Source organism: Streptosporangium sp. NPDC053982, from assembly GCF_055585205.1.
Genome location: NZ_JBVJKQ010000005.1, coordinates 366,671 through 384,502, shown reverse-complemented (window position 1 = coordinate 384,502; position 17,832 = coordinate 366,671). Strand labels below are relative to the sequence as shown.

Annotated in this window: 18 protein-coding genes and 1 riboswitch; of the genes, 12 read left to right on the top strand and 6 right to left on the bottom strand. The window is 73.3% G+C overall.

The window, feature by feature from the left end:
- Positions 1 to 439 precede the first annotated feature (439 nt).
- The 6 genes from ACZ6W9_RS11420 to ACZ6W9_RS11395 all read left to right on the top strand — a co-directional run bounded on the left by ACZ6W9_RS11420 (position 440) and on the right by ACZ6W9_RS11395 (position 7,057).
- A complete protein-coding gene (locus tag ACZ6W9_RS11420) occupies positions 440 to 952 on the top strand; it encodes an FHA domain-containing protein (RefSeq protein ID WP_362946393.1) in 513 nt (170 codons plus the stop codon).
- A gap of 26 nt (positions 953 to 978) precedes the next feature.
- Positions 979 to 1,629 (top strand): transcriptional regulator FtsR, encoded by a 651-nt coding sequence (gene ftsR / locus ACZ6W9_RS11415; protein WP_470117513.1) that lies wholly within the window; start codon positions 979 to 981, stop codon positions 1,627 to 1,629.
- Positions 1,630 to 1,707: 78 nt separating this feature from the next.
- Entirely contained in the window at positions 1,708 to 2,178 is a 471-nt protein-coding gene (locus ACZ6W9_RS11410) for a bifunctional nuclease family protein (protein WP_362946398.1), read from the top strand.
- Positions 2,179 to 2,322: 144 nt separating this feature from the next.
- Positions 2,323 to 2,943 (top strand): MerR family transcriptional regulator, encoded by a 621-nt coding sequence (locus tag ACZ6W9_RS11405; protein WP_389967666.1) that lies wholly within the window; start codon positions 2,323 to 2,325, stop codon positions 2,941 to 2,943.
- 15 nt (positions 2,944 to 2,958) lie between these two features.
- Positions 2,959 to 3,051, top strand: a riboswitch (glycine riboswitch).
- Positions 3,052 to 3,211: 160 nt separating this feature from the next.
- Positions 3,212 to 6,067 carry an aminomethyl-transferring glycine dehydrogenase gene (gcvP, locus tag ACZ6W9_RS11400; RefSeq protein ID WP_389967668.1) on the top strand — a complete coding sequence of 952 codons (2,856 nt, stop codon included), beginning with the start codon at positions 3,212 to 3,214 and terminating at the stop codon, positions 6,065 to 6,067.
- A 210-nt stretch (positions 6,068 to 6,277) separates the two neighbouring features.
- Complete coding sequence (locus ACZ6W9_RS11395; RefSeq protein WP_389967670.1) at positions 6,278 to 7,057, top strand: tetratricopeptide repeat protein; 780 nt, start codon at positions 6,278 to 6,280, stop codon at positions 7,055 to 7,057.
- Position 7,058: 1 nt separating this feature from the next.
- Here ACZ6W9_RS11395 and ACZ6W9_RS11390 read toward each other — a convergent pair whose 3' ends face one another.
- Positions 7,059 to 7,385: a hypothetical protein gene (locus ACZ6W9_RS11390; protein ID WP_389967672.1), complete on the bottom strand. Its 327-nt coding sequence runs from the start codon at positions 7,383 to 7,385 to the stop codon at positions 7,059 to 7,061.
- A 109-nt stretch (positions 7,386 to 7,494) separates the two neighbouring features.
- Between ACZ6W9_RS11390 and ACZ6W9_RS11385 the strand changes: the two genes are divergently transcribed.
- Entirely contained in the window at positions 7,495 to 8,100 is a 606-nt protein-coding gene (locus tag ACZ6W9_RS11385) for an alpha/beta hydrolase family protein (RefSeq protein ID WP_362944754.1), read from the top strand.
- Between the two features lie 24 nt (positions 8,101 to 8,124).
- On the opposite strand, the gene ACZ6W9_RS11380 is transcribed toward ACZ6W9_RS11385, so the two are convergent.
- Positions 8,125 to 8,316 carry a DUF5999 family protein gene (locus tag ACZ6W9_RS11380; RefSeq protein ID WP_179823793.1) on the bottom strand — a complete coding sequence of 64 codons (192 nt, stop codon included), beginning with the start codon at positions 8,314 to 8,316 and terminating at the stop codon, positions 8,125 to 8,127.
- Positions 8,317 to 8,795: 479 nt separating this feature from the next.
- Positions 8,796 to 9,383 (bottom strand): TetR/AcrR family transcriptional regulator C-terminal domain-containing protein, encoded by a 588-nt coding sequence (locus tag ACZ6W9_RS11375; protein WP_389967674.1) that lies wholly within the window; start codon positions 9,381 to 9,383, stop codon positions 8,796 to 8,798.
- Positions 9,384 to 9,530: 147 nt separating this feature from the next.
- On the opposite strand from ACZ6W9_RS11375, the gene ACZ6W9_RS11370 reads away from it, so the two are divergent.
- From ACZ6W9_RS11370 to ACZ6W9_RS11360, 3 genes are all read left to right on the top strand, one after another.
- Positions 9,531 to 9,929: a hypothetical protein gene (locus tag ACZ6W9_RS11370; RefSeq protein WP_362944681.1), complete on the top strand. Its 399-nt coding sequence runs from the start codon at positions 9,531 to 9,533 to the stop codon at positions 9,927 to 9,929.
- 224 nt (positions 9,930 to 10,153) lie between these two features.
- Positions 10,154 to 10,495 carry an ArsR/SmtB family transcription factor gene (locus tag ACZ6W9_RS11365; protein ID WP_362944683.1) on the top strand — a complete coding sequence of 114 codons (342 nt, stop codon included), beginning with the start codon at positions 10,154 to 10,156 and terminating at the stop codon, positions 10,493 to 10,495.
- A gap of 74 nt (positions 10,496 to 10,569) precedes the next feature.
- The gene (locus tag ACZ6W9_RS11360; protein ID WP_470117508.1) at positions 10,570 to 11,430 is read left to right on the top strand and encodes an SRPBCC family protein; all 861 of its coding nucleotides are present in this window, start codon (positions 10,570 to 10,572) and stop codon (positions 11,428 to 11,430) included.
- 98 nt (positions 11,431 to 11,528) lie between these two features.
- Here ACZ6W9_RS11360 and ACZ6W9_RS11355 read toward each other — a convergent pair whose 3' ends face one another.
- The 3 genes from ACZ6W9_RS11355 to ACZ6W9_RS11345 all read right to left on the bottom strand — a co-directional run bounded on the left by ACZ6W9_RS11355 (position 11,529) and on the right by ACZ6W9_RS11345 (position 14,952).
- Positions 11,529 to 12,965: an RNA polymerase sigma factor gene (locus tag ACZ6W9_RS11355; protein WP_389967679.1), complete on the bottom strand. Its 1,437-nt coding sequence runs from the start codon at positions 12,963 to 12,965 to the stop codon at positions 11,529 to 11,531.
- A 270-nt stretch (positions 12,966 to 13,235) separates the two neighbouring features.
- Complete coding sequence (locus ACZ6W9_RS11350) at positions 13,236 to 13,607, bottom strand: hypothetical protein (RefSeq protein ID WP_389967681.1); 372 nt, start codon at positions 13,605 to 13,607, stop codon at positions 13,236 to 13,238.
- Positions 13,608 to 13,764: 157 nt separating this feature from the next.
- Complete coding sequence (locus tag ACZ6W9_RS11345) at positions 13,765 to 14,952, bottom strand: AMP-binding protein (RefSeq protein WP_470117506.1); 1,188 nt, start codon at positions 14,950 to 14,952, stop codon at positions 13,765 to 13,767.
- A 131-nt stretch (positions 14,953 to 15,083) separates the two neighbouring features.
- Between ACZ6W9_RS11345 and menB the strand changes: the two genes are divergently transcribed.
- Complete coding sequence (menB, locus tag ACZ6W9_RS11340) at positions 15,084 to 15,929, top strand: 1,4-dihydroxy-2-naphthoyl-CoA synthase (RefSeq protein ID WP_362944758.1); 846 nt, start codon at positions 15,084 to 15,086, stop codon at positions 15,927 to 15,929.
- An 85-nt stretch (positions 15,930 to 16,014) separates the two neighbouring features.
- On the top strand, positions 16,015 to 17,673 hold the full coding sequence (gene menD / locus ACZ6W9_RS11335; protein WP_389967685.1) for a 2-succinyl-5-enolpyruvyl-6-hydroxy-3-cyclohexene-1-carboxylic-acid synthase: 1,659 nt from the start codon (positions 16,015 to 16,017) through the stop codon (positions 17,671 to 17,673).
- The last annotated feature ends 159 nt before the right edge of the window (positions 17,674 to 17,832 follow it).

The window sequence follows — 17,832 nt, the reverse complement described above, 5'->3', positions numbered from 1 at the left end:
CTCGGGGGCGCCGGTGTCTGGACTGAGGAGCGGAGGAGCGGAGCGGCGGAGTGACGAGGGAAGACACCGGATCAAGAGCCCGCGAGCCGCGACGCGCAGCGTCGCCATGAGCCTGCTCGGGGGCGCCGGTGTCTGGACTGAGGAGCGGAGGAGCGGAGCGGCGGAGTGACGAGGGAAGACACCGGATCAAGAGCCCGCGAGCCGCGACGCGCCAGCGTCGCCGTGAGAACTTCGGCGCGGCGGCATGGACCGGGAGTGCCACCCGGCGGTAACTTTGTCCCGACCGAACCCGCGGTCGAGCGTCGGCCTTGATCTTTGCGTCTCATTGGTGTATGTTGCGGCATTCGCAGTCAGAGAAAATACTTGAGAAGCGAAGAAGCGAGGCGCGCATCCCTGAGCACCGTTGCCGCGTCTTCGCGGTAGGAGGCCGAGCCGATCGATGCCGAGCGTCTACTGCACGCAGTGCGGGCACCCCAACCCTGAGGACGCCCGTTTCTGCTCCCAATGCGGTTCGCCGCTGACCAAGTACGAGTCACCCGGAGACAGCACGTCCACCATCTCCCTCTCCGGGATCGAGGCGTACGAGGCGGAGACCGGAGAGACGCTTCTCGCCGAGCGGCAGGCCGTCGAGCAGTTGCCCCCGGGCACGGCCCTGCTGGTCGCCATGCGCGGTCCCAACGCCGGCAGCCGCTTCCTGCTGGACAGCGACCTGACCACCGTGGGGCGTCACCCCGAGAGCGACATCTTCCTGGACGACATCACCGTCTCGCGCCGTCACGTGGAGTTCTACCGGCGCGGCGGCGGCATGTTCACCGTCCGTGACGTCGGCAGCCTGAACGGCACCTACGTCAACCGTGAGCGGATCGAGGAGGTGCCGCTCTACGGCGGGGACGAGGTACAGATCGGCAAGTTCCGGCTGGTCTTCCTCACCCGCGGCGCCTCTGGAGGATGATGAGCTCGCAGGCCGCTCGTGCGCACATGAGCATCGGGGAGGTGCTCGCCCTGCTGCAGGGCGAGTTCCCCGACGTCAGCATCTCCAAGATTCGCTTCCTGGAGGGCGAGGGGCTGATCGAGCCGGAGCGCAGCCCCTCCGGCTACCGCAAGTTCACCTACTCCGACGTCGAGCGGCTCCGCTACATCCTCAGCGAGCAGCGTGACCGCTACCTCCCGTTGCGCGTGATCAAGGACCGGCTGGAGGCGGCCGACCGCGAGGAGCGGCCGGTCGCCCCGCCCCGGGCCCTGCCCGACGAGCCGGTCAGGGAGGTCCGCCTCACCCGCGCGGAGCTGCTGACCGCCGCCTCGCTCTCCGAGGAGGCCCTGACCGAGCTGGAGGACTTCGGCCTGGTGGAGGCCGTGGCCCGCCACTACGACGCCGAGGCCCTGGCGGTGGCCCGCAGCGTCGGCGCCCTGGCCGCCTTCGGCCTGCACGCCCGCCACCTGCGGGCGGTCAAGGCCGCCGCCGAGCGCGAGGCCGGCCTGGTGGAGCAGGCCATCGCCCCCCTGCTGCGCCGCCGCGGCCCCGGAGCGATCGCCGAGGCCGATGAGACGGCCCGGGAGATATCCGGGCTCCTGCTGGAATTACACGCCTCGTTGCTGCGTTCCGGCGTTCGAGGGGCCCTGGGCCGGTGAGCCCTGGCCGGACGGCCGAAGTCCCCCGGATGTTACGTTGAACGAACCGGTCGAAATCCAGCGAAGATGGAGCAGCCCGTGTTGCAGATGGAGGTCGTGGGCGTTCGGGTTGAGATGCCTTCCAACCAGCCCATTGTTCTGCTCAAGGAGGCACATGGGGAGCGCTATCTGCCGATCTGGATCGGCATGACCGAGGCCACGGCGATCGCCATGGCCCAGGCCGACGAGCCGCCACCGCGGCCGCTCACCCATGACCTCTTCCGCGACGTGCTCGACGCCTTGGACGTCCAGTTGACCACCGTCAACATCGTCGCCCTCCGGGACGGCATCTTCTTCGCCGATCTCGTGTTCTCCAACGGGACGGAGGTCAGCGCCCGCCCGTCGGACTCGATCGCCCTCGCGTTGCGCACCGGAGCCCGCATCTTCGCCAGCGAGGACGTGGTCGCCGAGGCCGGGGTGATCATCCCCGATGACCAGGAGGACGAGGTGGAGAAGTTCAGGGAGTTCCTTGACACAATCACGCCCGAGGACTTCGGTCGCGCGGGGTAGGTATTTCGGTGCATTTACGCTTCACGACGCGCCGGGTGGGGTCGTTGACTGGGCTTGGCCCCGAGCCTACGGTGCAAGTGAACCCCGGGGCCGCGCGTAAACCCCCAGATCAGGCCGCGGGATGAGAGAAAGCCGGAGGTCCGCGTGGCGGTCAGCAGCGGCGAGGGTAGAAACGCCGATCAGGATGACCCGAAACGGCGCGGGGAGGCCTGTCAGCGCGCGGGCGAAGAGGGTCTGCTGTTCGACGGGGCGCCGGTGAGCCCGCCCGCCGACGTCGGTTACCGCGGCCCCACCGCCTGCGCCGCCGCCGACATCACCTACCGCCAGCTCGACTACTGGGCCCGCACCGGGCTCGTCGAGCCCACGGTCAGGGCCGCCCAGGGCTCAGGTTCCCAGCGACTGTACGGCTTCCGCGACATCCTCGTCCTCAAAGTCGTCAAACGCCTCCTCGACACCGGCGTCTCCCTCCAGCAGATCCGCATCGCCGTACAGCACCTCCGTGACCGCGGGGTCAGCGACCTCGCCCAGATCACCCTGATGAGCGACGGCGTGAGCGTCTACGAGTGCACCTCGCCCGACGAGGTCATCGACCTCCTCCAGGGCGGCCAGGGCGTCTTCGGCATCGCGCTGGGCCGCGTCTGGCAGGAGGTGGAGGGTTCCCTGGCCGATCTGCCCGGCGAGCGGGCGGAGGCGTCCCACAGCCCTTTAGGAGATCATCAGGCGGATGAGCTGGCCCGCCGTCGCAGAGCCCGGCGAACCGGGTAAAGTTGGTCTGGCCGCAGACACCGTGCGGGAGAGACCCCGGCTCGACCGGGGCGCCGAAGGAGCAAACCTCCCCGGAATCTCTCAGGCACCCTGTACCGCACGGACGAGGCGACTCTGGAAAGCAGGTGCGCCCGCCAGGCGTGTCTCACCGACGGTGAAAGCCCTCCCCGGCGGGGAAGGTGAAGCTCTCAGGTGGAGATGACAGAGGGGGAGACCCGGCATACGCCCGCGCTCAGCGCCGGTCTCCACCAGCCTCGGGAGGCTTTCCATGACCGACCTGTCACCGCTCGGTGAGCTCAGCTCCCCGCCTTTCTCCACCCGTCACATCGGCCCGGCCGACGCAGACCAGGCCCGCATGCTGGAGACGGTCGGCTTCGCCTCCGCCGCCGACCTCCTCGCGGTGGCCGTGCCGGAGGCGATCCGTATCGCCGACCGGCTCGACCTCCCTCCGGCGGCGAGCGAGCCGGAGGCCATCGCCGAGCTGCGCGCCCTCGCCTCCCGCAACACCGTGCTCACCTCGATGATCGGCCTGGGTTACCACGACACGATCACCCCGGCCGTCATCCGCCGCAATCTCCTGGAGAACCCGGGCTGGTACACCGCCTACACGCCCTACCAGCCGGAGATCTCCCAGGGCCGCCTGGAGGCCCTGCTCAACTTCCAGACGGTCGTGGCCGACCTGACCGCCCTCGACGTCGCCGGGGCCTCCCTGCTCGACGAGGCCACCGCCGTCGCCGAGGCGATGACCCTGGCCCGCCGCGCCGGCAAGGCCGCCTCCAACGTGTTCGTCGTCGACGCCGACGCCCTGCCGCAGACCAAGGCCGTGCTCGCCACCCGCGCCGAGCCGCTCGGCATCGAGCTGGTCGAGAGCGACTTCACCGCCGAGCTGCCCGACTGCTTCGGCGTGCTCGTGCAGTACCCGGGCGCGAGCGGCCGGATCAGGGACTTCCGCTCCGTCGCCGACGCCGCCCACGCCCGCGGCGCCCAGGTCGTCGCCGCCGCCGACCTGCTGGCCCTCACCGTGCTGACCGCCCCCGGTGAGATGGGCGCCGACATCGCGGTCGGCTCCACCCAGCGGTTCGGTGTGCCGATGGGCTTCGGCGGCCCGCACGCCGCCTACATGGCGGTCCGCGACGGCCTGCAGCGGCAGATGCCCGGCCGCCTGGTGGGCGTCTCCCAGGACGCCGACGGCCGCCCCGCCTACCGCCTCGCGCTCCAGACCCGCGAGCAGCACATCCGCCGGGAGAAGGCCACGAGCAACATCTGCACCGCGCAGGTGCTGCTCGCGGTGATCGCCGGGATGTACGCCGTCTACCACGGCCCCGAGGGGCTGCGCAGGATCGGCCGCCGCGTCCACCGCCACGCCGTCGTCCTCGCCGAGGGCCTGCGCCAGGGCGGCGTCGAGGTCGTCCACGACGCCTTCTTCGACACCGTGCTGGCCCGCGTCCCGGGCCGGGCCGCCGAGGTCGTCGCCGCGGCCCGCGACAACGGAGTCAACCTGCGGCTCGCCGACGACGACCACGTCGGCGTCTCCTGCGACGAGAGGACCGAGCTGCCGCACATCGAGCGGGTGCTGGCCGCCTTCGGCGCCGGCGGCGCGGTCCTGGCCGACCTGGACGCCTCCGCCCACGACGCGCTGCCCGCAACCCTGACCCGGACGAGCGACTTCCTGACCCACCCGGTCTTCCACAGCCACCGCTCCGAGACCGCCATGCTCCGCTACCTGCGCAGGCTGCAGGACAGGGACATCGCACTCGACCGGTCGATGATCCCGCTGGGCTCGTGCACCATGAAGCTCAACGCGACCACCGAGATGGAGCCGATCACCTGGCCGGAGTTCGCCGGCCTGCACCCCTACGCCCCCGCCGAGCAGGGCACCGGCTACACCGAGCTGATCGGGCAGCTGGAGGGCTGGCTCGCCGAGGTCACCGGCTACGACGCCGTGTCGATCCAGCCCAACGCCGGTTCCCAGGGCGAGTTCGCCGGCCTGCTCGCCATCCGCGCCTACCACCGGGCGCGCGGCGAATCCGGCCGCGACGTCTGCCTCATCCCCTCCTCCGCGCACGGGACCAACGCCGCCAGCGCCGTCATGGCCGGCATGCGGGTCGTCGTGGTGGCCTGCGACGACGACGGCAACGTCGACCTCGGCGACCTCGCCGCCAAGATCGAGAAGAACCGCGACCGGCTCGCTGCGATCATGGTGACCTACCCGTCCACGCACGGCGTCTACGAGGAGGGCATCACCCGGATCTGCGAGCTGGTGCACGAGGCCGGCGGCCAGGTCTACGTCGACGGCGCCAACCTCAACGCGCTGGTCGGCCTGGCCAAGCCGGGCGAGTTCGGGGCGGACGTCTCCCACCTGAACCTGCACAAGACCTTCTGCATCCCGCACGGCGGCGGCGGTCCCGGCGTCGGGCCCGTCGCGGTCCGCGCCCACCTCGCCGAGTACCTCCCCGGGCACCCGCTGCGCGACGGCTCGCCGGTCGGCCCGGTCTCGGCCGCGCCGTACGGCTCGGCGGGCATCCTGCCGATCTCCTGGGCCTACATCCGGATGATGGGCGCCGAGGGGCTCCGGGCGGCCACCGAGCAGGCCATCCTGTCGGCCAACTACCTCGCCCGCCGCCTGGCACCGCACTACCCGGTCCTCTACACCGGCCGCGAGGGCCTGGTTGCCCACGAGTGCATCGTGGACCTGCGCCAGATCACCAAGGAGACCGGTGTGACCGTGGACGACGTGGCCAAGCGCCTCATCGACTACGGCTTCCACGCGCCGACGATGTCCTTCCCGGTGGCCGGCACGCTGATGATCGAGCCCACCGAGAGCGAGGACCTGGCCGAGCTCGACCGATTCTGCGACGCCATGATCGCGATCCGCGGCGAGATCGCCAAGGTCGCCTCCGGCGAGTACGACAAGAAGGACAACCCGCTGCGCAACGCCCCGCACACCGCCGACTGCCTGGTCACCGACGACTGGGACCACCCCTACGGCAGGGTTGAGGCGGCCTACCCGGTGTCGTCGCTGCGCGAGGACAAGTACTGGTCGCCGGTCCGCCGCGTCGACCAGGCCTACGGCGACCGCAACCTGGTGTGCTCCTGCCCGCCGCTGTCGGCCTACGAGGACTGACCTGCTCATTGCGACACTGCGTGTCGCGGCTCGGGGGCTCTTGAGCCGGTGTCTTCCCTCGTCGCTCCGCCGCTTCGCGGCTGCGTTCCTCAGTCCAGACACCGGCGCCCCCGAGCATGCTCATTGCGAAGCGAAGCATCGCAATGAACACCGCGGGGCGCCCCGAGTCGTTAGGCTCGGGGCGTTTCCCTCACCCGGAGAGGACCCCGCATGCCAGAGGTGGACACGCGTCCCTTGGAAACGGCCCGCAGACTGGCCGAGGACGGCGACCTGGACGCCGCTGCGGCGATCTTCGCGGATCTCGCCGCCGACTCCGCGGGGCCCGATCGCGCCCAGGCGGCGGTGGGACTCGCGGTGGTGCTGGAGGAACGCGGCGACGTGGCCGGCGCCCGATCGGCCGCGCGCACCGCGCTGGCGACCGGGCATCCGGAGTTCGCCGCCCAGGCCGCCTGCCTGCTCGCCCGCAGCTTCGAGCGCGAGGAGCTGCCGGACCAGGCACGGGCCGCCTGGCAGGCCGCCCTGGGCATCGGCAACCCGGCCTACGTGCCGTTGGCGCACATGGCCCTGGCCCGGCTGGCCACGGGGGAGGAGGAGGCCGAGGAGGCGCTGCGCGCCGCCCTGGCCACCGGGGACCCGGAGATCGCCTCCCGGGCGGCCCAGCGGCTGGCGGAGTTCTTCCTCCAGGAGGGTGAGGCGGGGCAGGCCGCCGACGCGGTCCTCACCGCGCTGGCCGTACCCGACGTCGCAGACGCCGCCCGGCTGCGGGTGCTGCTCGGCATGGCGCACCTCGACCTGGCGTGCGCGGAGTTCGCCGCCGCCGTCGAGGAGGAGGGCGACGTGGAGACCGGCGCGCTGGCCATCGAGCTGCTGGCCCGCACGCTCCCGCTCCGCGGCCGCGACGAGGACGCCGAGCGGGTGTGGCGCTACGGCCTGGACGGCGACGCCGACCTCGCCGACGAGGTCCGCCTCCGTCACGACCGCGATATATAGGTCAGGTGTGGGGGCGGCGGCGGCCCAGGGCGTGGGCGAGGTTCACCGCGATGATGCCGCCCCAGGCGAGCAGCAGGCCCGCCGTCCCCGCCTCGCCCGCGGCGATCGCGGTCAGCGGGACGCCGATGCCCAGGGAGCCCAGTGCGATCGACACCGAGCCGTCGCCCCTGCGCCGGTTCCCGGGAGGTTGAGGGCCGGCGTCCGCGGCGCGTAGCTCGGCCCGGACGCGGGCGGTGATGGTGGCGTCGATCCGGTCGACGAAAGACTCCACCAGCGCGGCCTCGTACTCGGGGCCCAGATCGCGGCGGGCCTCCAGGGTGGCGCGCATGTCCTGTCGGATATCGTGATGCTCCTGCACACCCTGATTCTCTACCTGATCCCGGCTCCCGGGATCGGCCTTTAGGACGACATCTGTGTCCCCGCGTCAAGCGACCGCCCTGGAGATCCCGACCCCGCACGGCCCGGCCCTGGCCGAGATCGGCGAGGTCGCCCGTCCGCGCTTCCTGCTGGTGCTCACGCACGGCGCGGGCGGCGGGGTGGAGGCTCCCGACCTGCTGGCCGTACGGGACGCCGTGACGCCGATCGGCGGCCTGGTCGTCCGGGTGACGCAGCCGTTCCGGGTGCGGGGCGGCCGCGCGCCGGGTTCGGCCGTCAAGCAGGACGAGGCGTGGACGGCGCTGGTGGCCGCGCTCCGCGCCCGTCATCCGGGCCTGCCGCTCGTGCAGGGCGGGCGGAGCAACGGCGCCCGGGTCGCCTGTCGTACGGCGCGGCAGGCCGGGGCCGAGGCGGTCGTCGCGCTGGCGTTCCCCCTGCACCCGCCGGGCAGGCCGGAACGCTCCCGCGCGGAGGAGCTGCGTGCCGCCGGGGTGGACGTCCTCGCGGTCAGCGGCGACCGCGACCCGTTCGGTGTGCCGGAGGCGGCCGACACCGCCCGGCTGGTGGTGCTGCCGGGTGAGGGGCACGAGTTCAGGAAGGATCCCGGCCGGGTGGGCGAGGTCGTCGCGGAGTGGCTCGGCGCGAGGATGCGGCCGGCCCCGGTGTGACTCCCGATGCGGGAGCCCGGACGATCAGGACACCCCGGCCAGCGGCCGATGCGGCTCGATGACGGCGCCGTCGGGAAGGAGCTCGCCGGTGTCCTCGAACAGCACCACACCGTTGCACAGCAGGGACCAGCCCTGCTCGGGGTGCGAGGCCAGCGTGCGGGCGGCCTCGCGGTTCTGCGCGTCGGCGGACGGACAGGACGGCTCATGCGGGCACATCGGCGTGCCTCCGGATCTCTCTCTTCGGCTCGCCGGGACCGTTCCGCCGGGCGACCGGCGTCGGGCCCGATCCCCGCGCATGCGGGGCGAGCTTCTGGTGGACATGTATGGTCGTGCGCGTCTCGGCGCTGAGGTGCGCACATCAGGCAGATCAAGTGTGCGATCCGCACGCCCCAGGCGACATAGCCCGTTAGGACTGTTTGCACCCTGAACAGGAGTGGGCCCCGCCAGCATGTTGAGGGTGTGTTCTATGACACAGCATGCCTTATAGGAAGATACCCGGCCAACCTCGACACGCCCGATGCCGGGTAAAATCCCCGGGCCGCCCGGGAGACGGAACGGCCTGCGGGCGCCGTGCCGCCTTGACGCCGCCTTGACACGGTCTTCGTCCCCGGCCGTCCGGAGGGCGGTGACCGGGCCCGGTGGCCGGACGTGCACGCCGTCCTTCCGCCCGGCCGCGCGTCTCCGGCCGGGCGGCGTCAGCGGGCGGCCAGCCCGGTCAGGAGCGCCTCCAGACCGGTCTCGAAGTCGGCGTCGGACGCCGGGTCGCCTCCCCCCGCCGACGGCGGGCGCCAGGGCTCGTCGTCCTCGCCCATCGGCTCGGCCCAGCCCGACTGCTGCACCTCCACCGCCACCGCCCCGAAGACGTAGGCGCGCAGCGCCCGGACGGCTCGCGGCGCGTCCGGCAGCCCCGCTTCGGCGAGCTGGTCGGTCTGCTCGCGCAGCGCCATCGCCGCCCGCCCCTTGGGGGGCCTGGTGAGCGCCAGCGCCAGCACCCCCGGATGCTCCCGCAGCAGGGCCCGGCTCGTCCGGCACCACTGCCGGGCGCCCTCGCGCCAGTCGGGGGAGGGGTCCACGTGGACGGCGGTGACGTGCTCGGCCAGGGCGTCCATGAGGGCGTCCTTGCCGCGGGGCAGGTGGTGGTAGATGGCCATAGCCTCCACCTGCAGGGCGTCCCCCAGCCGGCGCATCGTCAGCCGCCGCAGGCCCTGGGTGTCGGCGATGTGCAGGGCGGCGTCGATGATGCGTTCGCGGGACAGGGGAATGGGCGGTCGTTTCGCTGGCATGGCGGCCATCCTGCCAGCCGTGACCTTACTGCGTAAAGGCAGGCGCGCCGTGACGCCGGTCCCTGGATGTGTGGGGCGGACGTGAACCGCGTAGGCTACGAGCCGTGATCAGCCGGGGAACGCCCGGCGGTAGAGAGAGGGCAGACGATGGCGTTTTTCCGACCGGGCGTGAGCCGGGAGGCGGAGGTTCGCTACCACGCTGACCAGGAGGTCGGGAAGAGCTTCCCCGAGCTCCTGGGGAAGGCGCGGGCCGCCGAGGCCGAGCTGCGGCGCGTCCAGGCCGCCGGGGCCTCCACCGAGGAGCTGCGGGTCGCGGCCCGTTCCTTCGACATGGCGCTCACCGAGGCGCTGCGGGCCGCCGAGGCCAACCAGCGGGCGACGTTCGGCGTCCGGGCCTACGACGACCGGATCCGCCGCCGCAAGGCCAAGGCGACCCCCAAGGGCTCCGTGTGGACCGACGAGGTCAACCGGTTGCGCACCCTGCGCGAGCGCAACCGCCTCACCGGTCTCATCCGCGTCCCCCGGCCGGCCGGCTGGGTGGGCTGACGCCCGCGCGCCCGGCCTCCTTCCGTGCGGCCGGGCGTCGTGCGTGCGGCCGCCCGTCTCCCGTGCGGCCGTACGGCCCTGCGAAGGCCGTCCGTTCCCCGGTACGGCCCGCCGCCTCCCGCACCCGTCGCGTTCTCCGCGGCGGGTGCCTTCGTGTGCCGGGTCGTTCCGGGAAACCCTTTAATTCCATTGCGGTTATATAGCTGAAAGAGTATGTTGAGGAGGTGTCATCACCACTCGACGTGCTCGCCGAACCCGTCCGGCGCCGCATCCTCGACCTGCTCCTGGAGCGCCCCCGACTGGTGGGGGAGCTGACCGATGAGCTGGGCCTGACCCAGCCGGGCACCTCCAAGCACCTGCGGGTGCTGCGGGAGGCCGGACTGGTGACGGTGCGCAGGGACGCCCAGCGCCGGTGGTACGAGCTGCGACCCGAGCCGCTGAGCGAGCTCGACGCCTGGCTCGCGCCGTACCGGCGGCTGTGGGCCGGTCGTCTGGACGCGCTGGAAGGCCACCTCGACGCGATGCCGGACGAGGACGGCGAGCACCGCCCGAAGGAGTCCCCGTGAACGAATCCCAGACACCCTGGACGCCCCCCACATCCCCGGAGTCCTCGGAGCTCTCCGAGTCCCCGGGATCTCCGGTGAGCGAGACCCTGGCCGCGGACGGCGACCGGACCGTCCTGCGGATGGAGCGCCGCCTCGGACACCCGCCGGAGAAGGTCTGGCGGGCCGTCACCGACCCCGCGCACCTCGCCGAGTGGTTCCCCGCCCGTGTCGAGGCGGACCTGCGGGCCGGCGGGAGGATCGGCTTCGACCTCGGCGGCGGGCACCCGCCGGTGGACGGCGTGGTCACCGAGTTCGACCCGCCACGGGCCATCGCCTACACCTGGGGCGACGACCTGCTGCGCTGGGAGGTGCGGCCCCGGGGCGACGGCAGCCTGCTGGTCCTCACCCACACCTTCGCCGACCGCTTCGGCGCGGCCAGCTTCGCCGCGGGCTGGCGGATGTGCACCGGCACGCTGACCCAGATCCTCGGCGGCGGGCCCGCCACCGCGCCGGGCCGCGCCGACGACCTGCACGAGGCGCTGGTCGCGAGGTTCGGGCTGGACGAGGGGACGAGCGAGGACGTTCCCGGGGGCTGGCGGGTGCGGTTCGAGCGCCAGCTCGTCCGCCCGGCCGAACGGGTCTGGGCCGAGCTGCACCCGGACGCCGTCCCCGCGCCCGGCGACGCCGTGCCGCCCGGCTTCACCGTCCCGGAGTTCGCCCCGGGGACCGTCACCGAGGCCCGCGTCCCCGCCCTGCTGGAGTACGGCTGGCACCGCGGCGACCGGCCCGCCGGGACCGTCCGCTGGGAGCTCGGGCCCGGCACCGGCCACGGCGCCCGCCTCGTCGTCACCCAGACCGGCCCGCACGACCTGCCCGGGGCCCGCATTGCGGCCCTCACCGCCTGGCGGTCCCACATCGCCGACCTCGCCAAGCGGCTCCTGGACACCGCCCCCTGAGGCGGCCGGAGCACCCGGGCGGCGACGAGGACGAAGCCGGAGAACCGAAAGACGCCGCCCCCGGAGGATCCGGGGGCGGCGTCTTTCGGTCCGTGCGGTCAGCTGGCCCAGTCGAGCAGGGGCCGGGTGTTGCTGGGGTGGCGCAGCTTGGACAGCGACTCCTTCTCCAGCTGCCGGATGCGCTCACGGGTCAGGCCGAGGTGCTTGCCGATCTCGTCGAGGGTGTGGGGCTTGCCGTCGACGAGGCCGAAGCGCAGGGCCATGATCTTCGCCTCCCTGGGGGAGAGGTTGCCCAGCACGCCGCGCAGCTGCTCGCCGAGAAGCTGCCGATCGACGACCTCCGAGGCCTCGGGGGAGTCGACGTCCTCGATGAGGTCGCCGATGGTGGTCTCGCCGTCCTCGCCGATCGTGGCGTTCAGGCTGATCGGCTGGCGGCTGGTGCGCAGCAGCTCCTCGATCTGGTCGGGGGACCTGTCCAGCTCCACCGCCAGCTCCTCGGGGGTGGGCTCGCGGCCGAGACGCTGGTGCATGTCACGCTCGACGCGCGACAGCTTGGACAGCATCTCCAGCACGTGCACCGGCAGGCGGATGGTGCGGGCGGAGTCGGCGAAACCGCGCTGGATGGCCTGCCGGATCCACCACATGGCGTAGGTGGAGAACTTGTAGCCCTTGGTGTAGTCGAACTTCTCCACCGCGCGGATCAGGCCGAGGTTGCCCTCCTGGACCACGTCCAGCAGGGCCATGCCGCGGTCGGTGTACTTCTTGGCGACCGAGACCACCAGGCGGAGGTTGGCCTCCAGCATGTGGTCCTTGGCCCGGCGGCCGTCCTCGGCGACCCACTCCAGATCGTCCCGCATGGCGGCGGACATGCCCGGCTCGGCCTCCAGCTTGGCCTCGGCGTACAGGCCCGCCTCGATCCGCTTGGCCAGCTCGACCTCCTGGGCGGCGGTCAGCAGCGTGCGGCGGCCGATGGACTTGAGGTACGTGTGCACCGAGTCGCCCATGACCGAGGACTGGTCGTCCAGGTCGAGCGCCTGCTCGGCCTCGGCCTCCAGCTCGGCGTCGTCCGGGGCGGTCCACTCGTCCTCGTCGGACTCCCCGGCGCCGGCCTGGGACGTGTCCTTGGCGGCGGTCTTCGCCCTGACGCCCTTCGGCGCCCTGGTGGTCTTCGAGGCGCGGGTCACCCTGGGCCTGGGGGCGGCCGCCTCGGGGTCGTCCCCGGACGCCGGCTCCGCGCGATCCGCGGCCGGCTCGGCGGTCGTCTTCGCCGCCGCCCTGGTCTTACGCGCGCCGGTCTTGCGGGTGGGCCTGGCCGTGGCCTTGGCGAGCGTGGGCTCGTCCTCGGCCGACAGGCTGACGCCCGCCTCGGTGAGCTCCCGCAGGATGGCCCTTCCCTCGGTCGGGCTGACCCCTGTCTCGGCGAACGCGTGGCGCAGCTCCGCGAGGGAGAGGTGACCCTGGACTCGCCCTCGGTCGAGGAGCTGGTCGAGGGTCGTCGGGGCCTCAGGAGAGGTCGCGGCGGCGGTTGGGGGCATGAGGACACCTCCTCCATCACGGAGTCGTCTGCAATACGGATTGTCTATTGGGTGGGGCGGCGTGGGGGCCGCTCAGCGCACCAGTACCAATAACCCCGTCCAAGAACTTTCTGTTCCCGACTTGACGGGGAAAATATGATGGGCAGTTCACGGCCCGTCGTGGCGCGCGGTCCCGGGCGCCCGTACGGCGGCCCGTTCCCGGCCGGATCGAGGCCCGTCGGCGGGCCGGCGGCCCGCGAGGCGACGGCCTCCTCCCGGCCCGCTCCAGGCCTACTCCGTCACGTTCACCGGGCCCTCGGCCGCGGGCATGGGGAACGGCTCCGCCTGCTCCAGGCGGCTCTCGGTCCAGTACTCCGCGGCCTTGCGCGGGTCGGGGTTGACCCGGCGGGAGACCACGTAGTCCTCCGGGGAGGGCGCCGCCTCCGTGGGGGAGGGGAGGGGCCGGGCGGTCTCGCCCGGCTTCAGGGGATCCGCCGGAGCCACATCGCCCGGATCCAGGGTCTCCACGGGCTCGCCGGTCCTCGCGGGCCCGGTGCCGCCGCCGAGCCTGCCCGCCGAGGCGGCCGCCGCGACGGACGCGCCGCCGGCCAGGACCACGCCGACGACCGCCGCCGAGACCAGTGTCCTGCGGTCGATCCTCATGGTTATCGTCCCTTCCGTATCGGCCGTGCCGGTCGTCTCCGGTGACGCGCACCGGCCCGCCGATGTCCGCCCGGGGCACCCGGCGGATGCCGGTTTCTTCCCTATTGACGCGCGCCGCCCCGTAACGGTTCCGGGCCACGGCCGTGACGCCGGACCGTCAGGGTTCCGGATGACGACCATAACGGAGGGCGGTGAGATCCGGCTTCCCGTTGGGCAGAAGAGGCATCTCCGGCAGCACGACGAGCTCGGCCGGGGCCGCGTGGGCCGGAAGGCGCTCCTTGACGAAGTCGCGCAGCTCGGCCAGGGACGGCGGGGCGGGGGAGACCACGACGGCGACCACCCGCTCGCCCCATTCGGGGTCGGGGCGGCCGACGACCGCGGCGTCGGCCACCGCGGGGTGCGCGGCCACGACCGCCGCGACCTGCGCCGCGACGACCTTCTCGCCGCCGGTGTTGATCATGTCGTCGGCCCGGCCGAGCACCCGCAGCCGGCCGCCGGTCACCTCGCCGAGGTCGGAGGTCAGGAACCAGTCGCCGTCGCGGGCGGCGGCGGTGAGGTCGGGGCGCAGGCGGTAACCGGAGAACAGCACGGGCCCGGCGAGGCGGATCCGCCCGTCGCCGCCGATTTTGAGATCTACATTGTCAAGGGGCTCGCCGTCGTAGACACATCCGCCGCAGGTCTCGCTCATGCCGTAGGTGGTGACGACGCGGGCGCCGGCGGCGCGGGCGTCGGCGAGCAGGGCCGCGGGGGCGGCGGCGCCGCCCAGCAGGATCGTCCGGAAGGCCGCCGGACCGGCCGGGTCGGCGGCCAGCAGGCGGCGCAGCTGGGTCGGCACCAGCGAGACGTGCTCGGCCCCGGAGGCCAGCACCGCCTCCGGGGAGAAGCCCTCGTGCACGATCGGCTCGGTCCCGCCGAGCAGCGACCTCACCAGCACCTGCAGGCCCGACACGTGGGAGGGCGGCAGGCAGCACAGCCAGCGCTCGCCGGGACGGGCGCCCAGCCGGCGCAGCGAGGCGGCGGCCGAGGCCCGCAGCGCGGCGGCCGTGAGCCGCACCCCCTTGGGGACGCCGGTGGAACCGCTGGTGGCGATGACCACGGCCGTCTCCGCCGCCACCGGGACGCCGCCGGCGTACGGCGCGCCGTCGAGGTGGGTGGGGCGCAGCGCCGTGAGCGTCGCCCGCAACGCGGGGGCGGGCAGGGCGGGCGGCAGGGGCAGGACCGCGGGGCCGTCCCCGCCGAGCGCGGTGGCGACGGCGGCGGTCAGCCGGGGGCCGGGGGGCAGCGTCAGGGCGTGCAGTTCCCGCCCCCCGGGAGGGGGCTCCAGGTGTGCGGGTCCGGTCGTCACGGTCGTAAGGTTAGTGCCGAATGCCGAGTGAGGACCGGGGGAGACCCCGGTGAGGAAGGGGCGAGACGATCGTGAGCACCGAGCGGGCCGAGCCGGGCGGCAACGAGGCGGCGGCGGGCGAGGGGCGTCCCCTGCCGGAGAGCGTCCAGAAGCGCGCGGTCGACTGGAAGCGGTCGGGCGACTACGAGGACATCGTCTACGAGACCGGCGAGGGCATCGCGAAGATCACGATCAACCGGCCCGAGCGGCACAACGCCTTCCGCCCGACCACGCTGTTCGAGCTGCGCCGGGCCTTCGACGTCGCCCAGGAGGACGGCGAGGTCGGTGTGATCATTCTCACCGGCGCCGGCGACCGGGCCTTCTGCTCCGGCGGCGACCAGAAGATCCGCGGCGACGACGGCTACGTCGACAAGTCCACCCCGCACGTCGGCCGGCTGAACGTGCTGGACCTCCAGGTGCAGATCCGCCGCTGCCCCAAGCCGGTCATCGCGATGATCGCCGGTTACGCCATCGGCGGCGGCCACGTGCTGCACGTCTGCTGCGACCTGTCCATCGCCGCCGACAACGCCGTCTTCGGCCAGACCGGCCCGAAGGTCGGCTCCTTCGACGGCGGCTACGGCTCCTGGCTGCTGGCCGAGACCGTCGGCCTGAAGCGGGCCCGTGAGATCTGGTACCTGTGCCGCCAGTACGACGCGAAGACCGCCCTGGACTGGGGTCTGGTCAACGCCGTCGTCCCGCTGGCCGAGCTTGAGACCGAGACCGTCAAGTGGGCCAGGGAGATGCTGGAGAAGTCACCGCTGGCGCTGCGCATGCTCAAGGGCGCGCTGAACGCCGTCAGCGACGGCGCCGCCGGCATGCAGCAGTTCGCCGGGGACGCCACCCTGCTGTTCTACATGAGCGAGGAGGCGCAGGAGGGCCGCGACGCCTTCAAGGAGAAGCGCAGCCCCGACTTCGGCCAGTTCCCGCGCCGGCCGTAATGGGGGAGACGCTGCCGCGGGACCCGGTGGGCCGGGCCGCGGGCACGGCGGGGCGCCGCGCCCGCGGGTCGTGGCGGGTGGCGCGGTGAACCCGGCCACCGCGCTCGCGACCGTGCTGGTGGACGAGCTGGCCCGCTGCGGCCTGACCGACGTGGTGCTCGCGCCCGGCTCCCGCTCTACCCCGCTCGCGCTGGCCGTGCACGCCGACAGCCGGCTGCGGCTGCACGTGCGCGTCGATGAGCGGTCGGCGTCCTACCTGGCGGTGGGCCTGGCCCGCCGCGGGGAGCGGCCGGTGGCGCTGGTCTGCACCTCCGGCACCGCCGCGGCCAACTTCCACCCCGCGGTGATCGAGGCGCACGAGTCGGGGGCGCCGCTGCTGGTGCTCACCGCCGACCGGCCGCCCGAGCTGCGCGACACCGGCGCCAGCCAGACCGTCGACCAGATCAAGATGTACGGCACGGCGGTCCGCTGGTTCGGCGAGGTCGGCGTGCCGGAGAACCGCCCCGGTCAGGTCGCCTACTGGCGTTCGCTGGCCTGCCGCGCCTACCAGCGCGCCCTGGGCCCCTACGACCCCGGCCCGGTCCATCTGAACGTCCCCTTCCGTGAGCCGCTCGTCCCCGACGGCGACGCCTCCTGGTGTGAGCCCCTGGACGGCGGCGGCTCCGCCGGGCCGTGGGTCCGTGCCCGGGTGGCGCCCCCGGCGTCGGCGCTGCACCTGCCGCCGACCCGGCGCGGGGTGCTCGTCGTCGGAGACGGCGCGGCCAACGTGCGGCGGTACGTCGCGGCGGCGGGCATGGCCGGCTGGCCGGTGCTGTCGGAGCCGCACGGCAACGCCCGCTACGGCGACCACGCGATGCCGGCGTACCACTTCCTGCTCGGCGCCCCGGAGTTCACCGAGGGGCACCGGCCCGACGTGGTGGTCACCCTGGGCCGGCCGAGCCTGTCGCGGCCGCTGCTGGGGTGGCTGGGGCAGGCCGCCGAGCACATCGTGGTCACCGGCGACCTGACCCGCTGGCCGGATCCGACCCGTTCGGCCACCCAGGTGGCGCAGGCGGTGGAGATCCCGGTCGCGGCGGGCGACGACGACTGGCTGCGTTCCTGGCGGCGCGCCGACGCCGCGGCCCGCGCCGCGGTCGACGAGGTGCTGGACGGCTCCGGGTTCAGCGAGCCGCTCCTGGCCCGCGACCTGGCCGAGGCGCTGCCCAACGGGTCGCTGCTGTTCTCCGGCTCCTCCATGCCGATCCGTGACCTGGACCAGGCGATGCGGCCCCGCCGGGGTCTGCGGGTCATGGCCAACCGGGGTGCGGCCGGGATCGACGGCGTGGTCTCCAGCGCGATCGGCGCGGCGCTGGCCCACAACGGCCCCGCCTACGCGCTGCTAGGTGACCTGACGTTCCTGCACGACCAGAACGGCCTGATCCTGGGGCCCCGTGAGCCCCGCCCCGACCTGTGCCTGGTCGTGGTGAACAACGACGGCGGCGGGATCTTCTCGCTGCTGCCCCAGGCCGCGCTGCGCGAGCCGTTCGAGCGGCTCTTCGGCACCGCGCACGGGGTGGATCTGGCGCACGTGGCCGCGGCGACCGGCACGCCGTACACCTTCGTGGACGAGGCGGGGCAGCTGCCCAAGGCGCTGCGAGGGGAGGGGGTCCGGATCGTGGAGGCCCGCACCGAGCGGGAGCCCAACGCGGCGCTGCACGCCGCGATGCGCGAGGCGGCCCACACCGCGATCCGCGGGGCCGTCTGACGCTCCCGGCGCCGGCGATCCGTGCCGGGGGATCCGGGTACGGCGGTGCGGTACGGCGTGCCCGGCTCCGCTCGTCCGGCCGGGGCGGCCCGCCTGTCTTCAGGCCCTGACCGGCGCGTCCGGCTGTGCCGTGCCCGGACGGTCCGGATGGCGAAGATC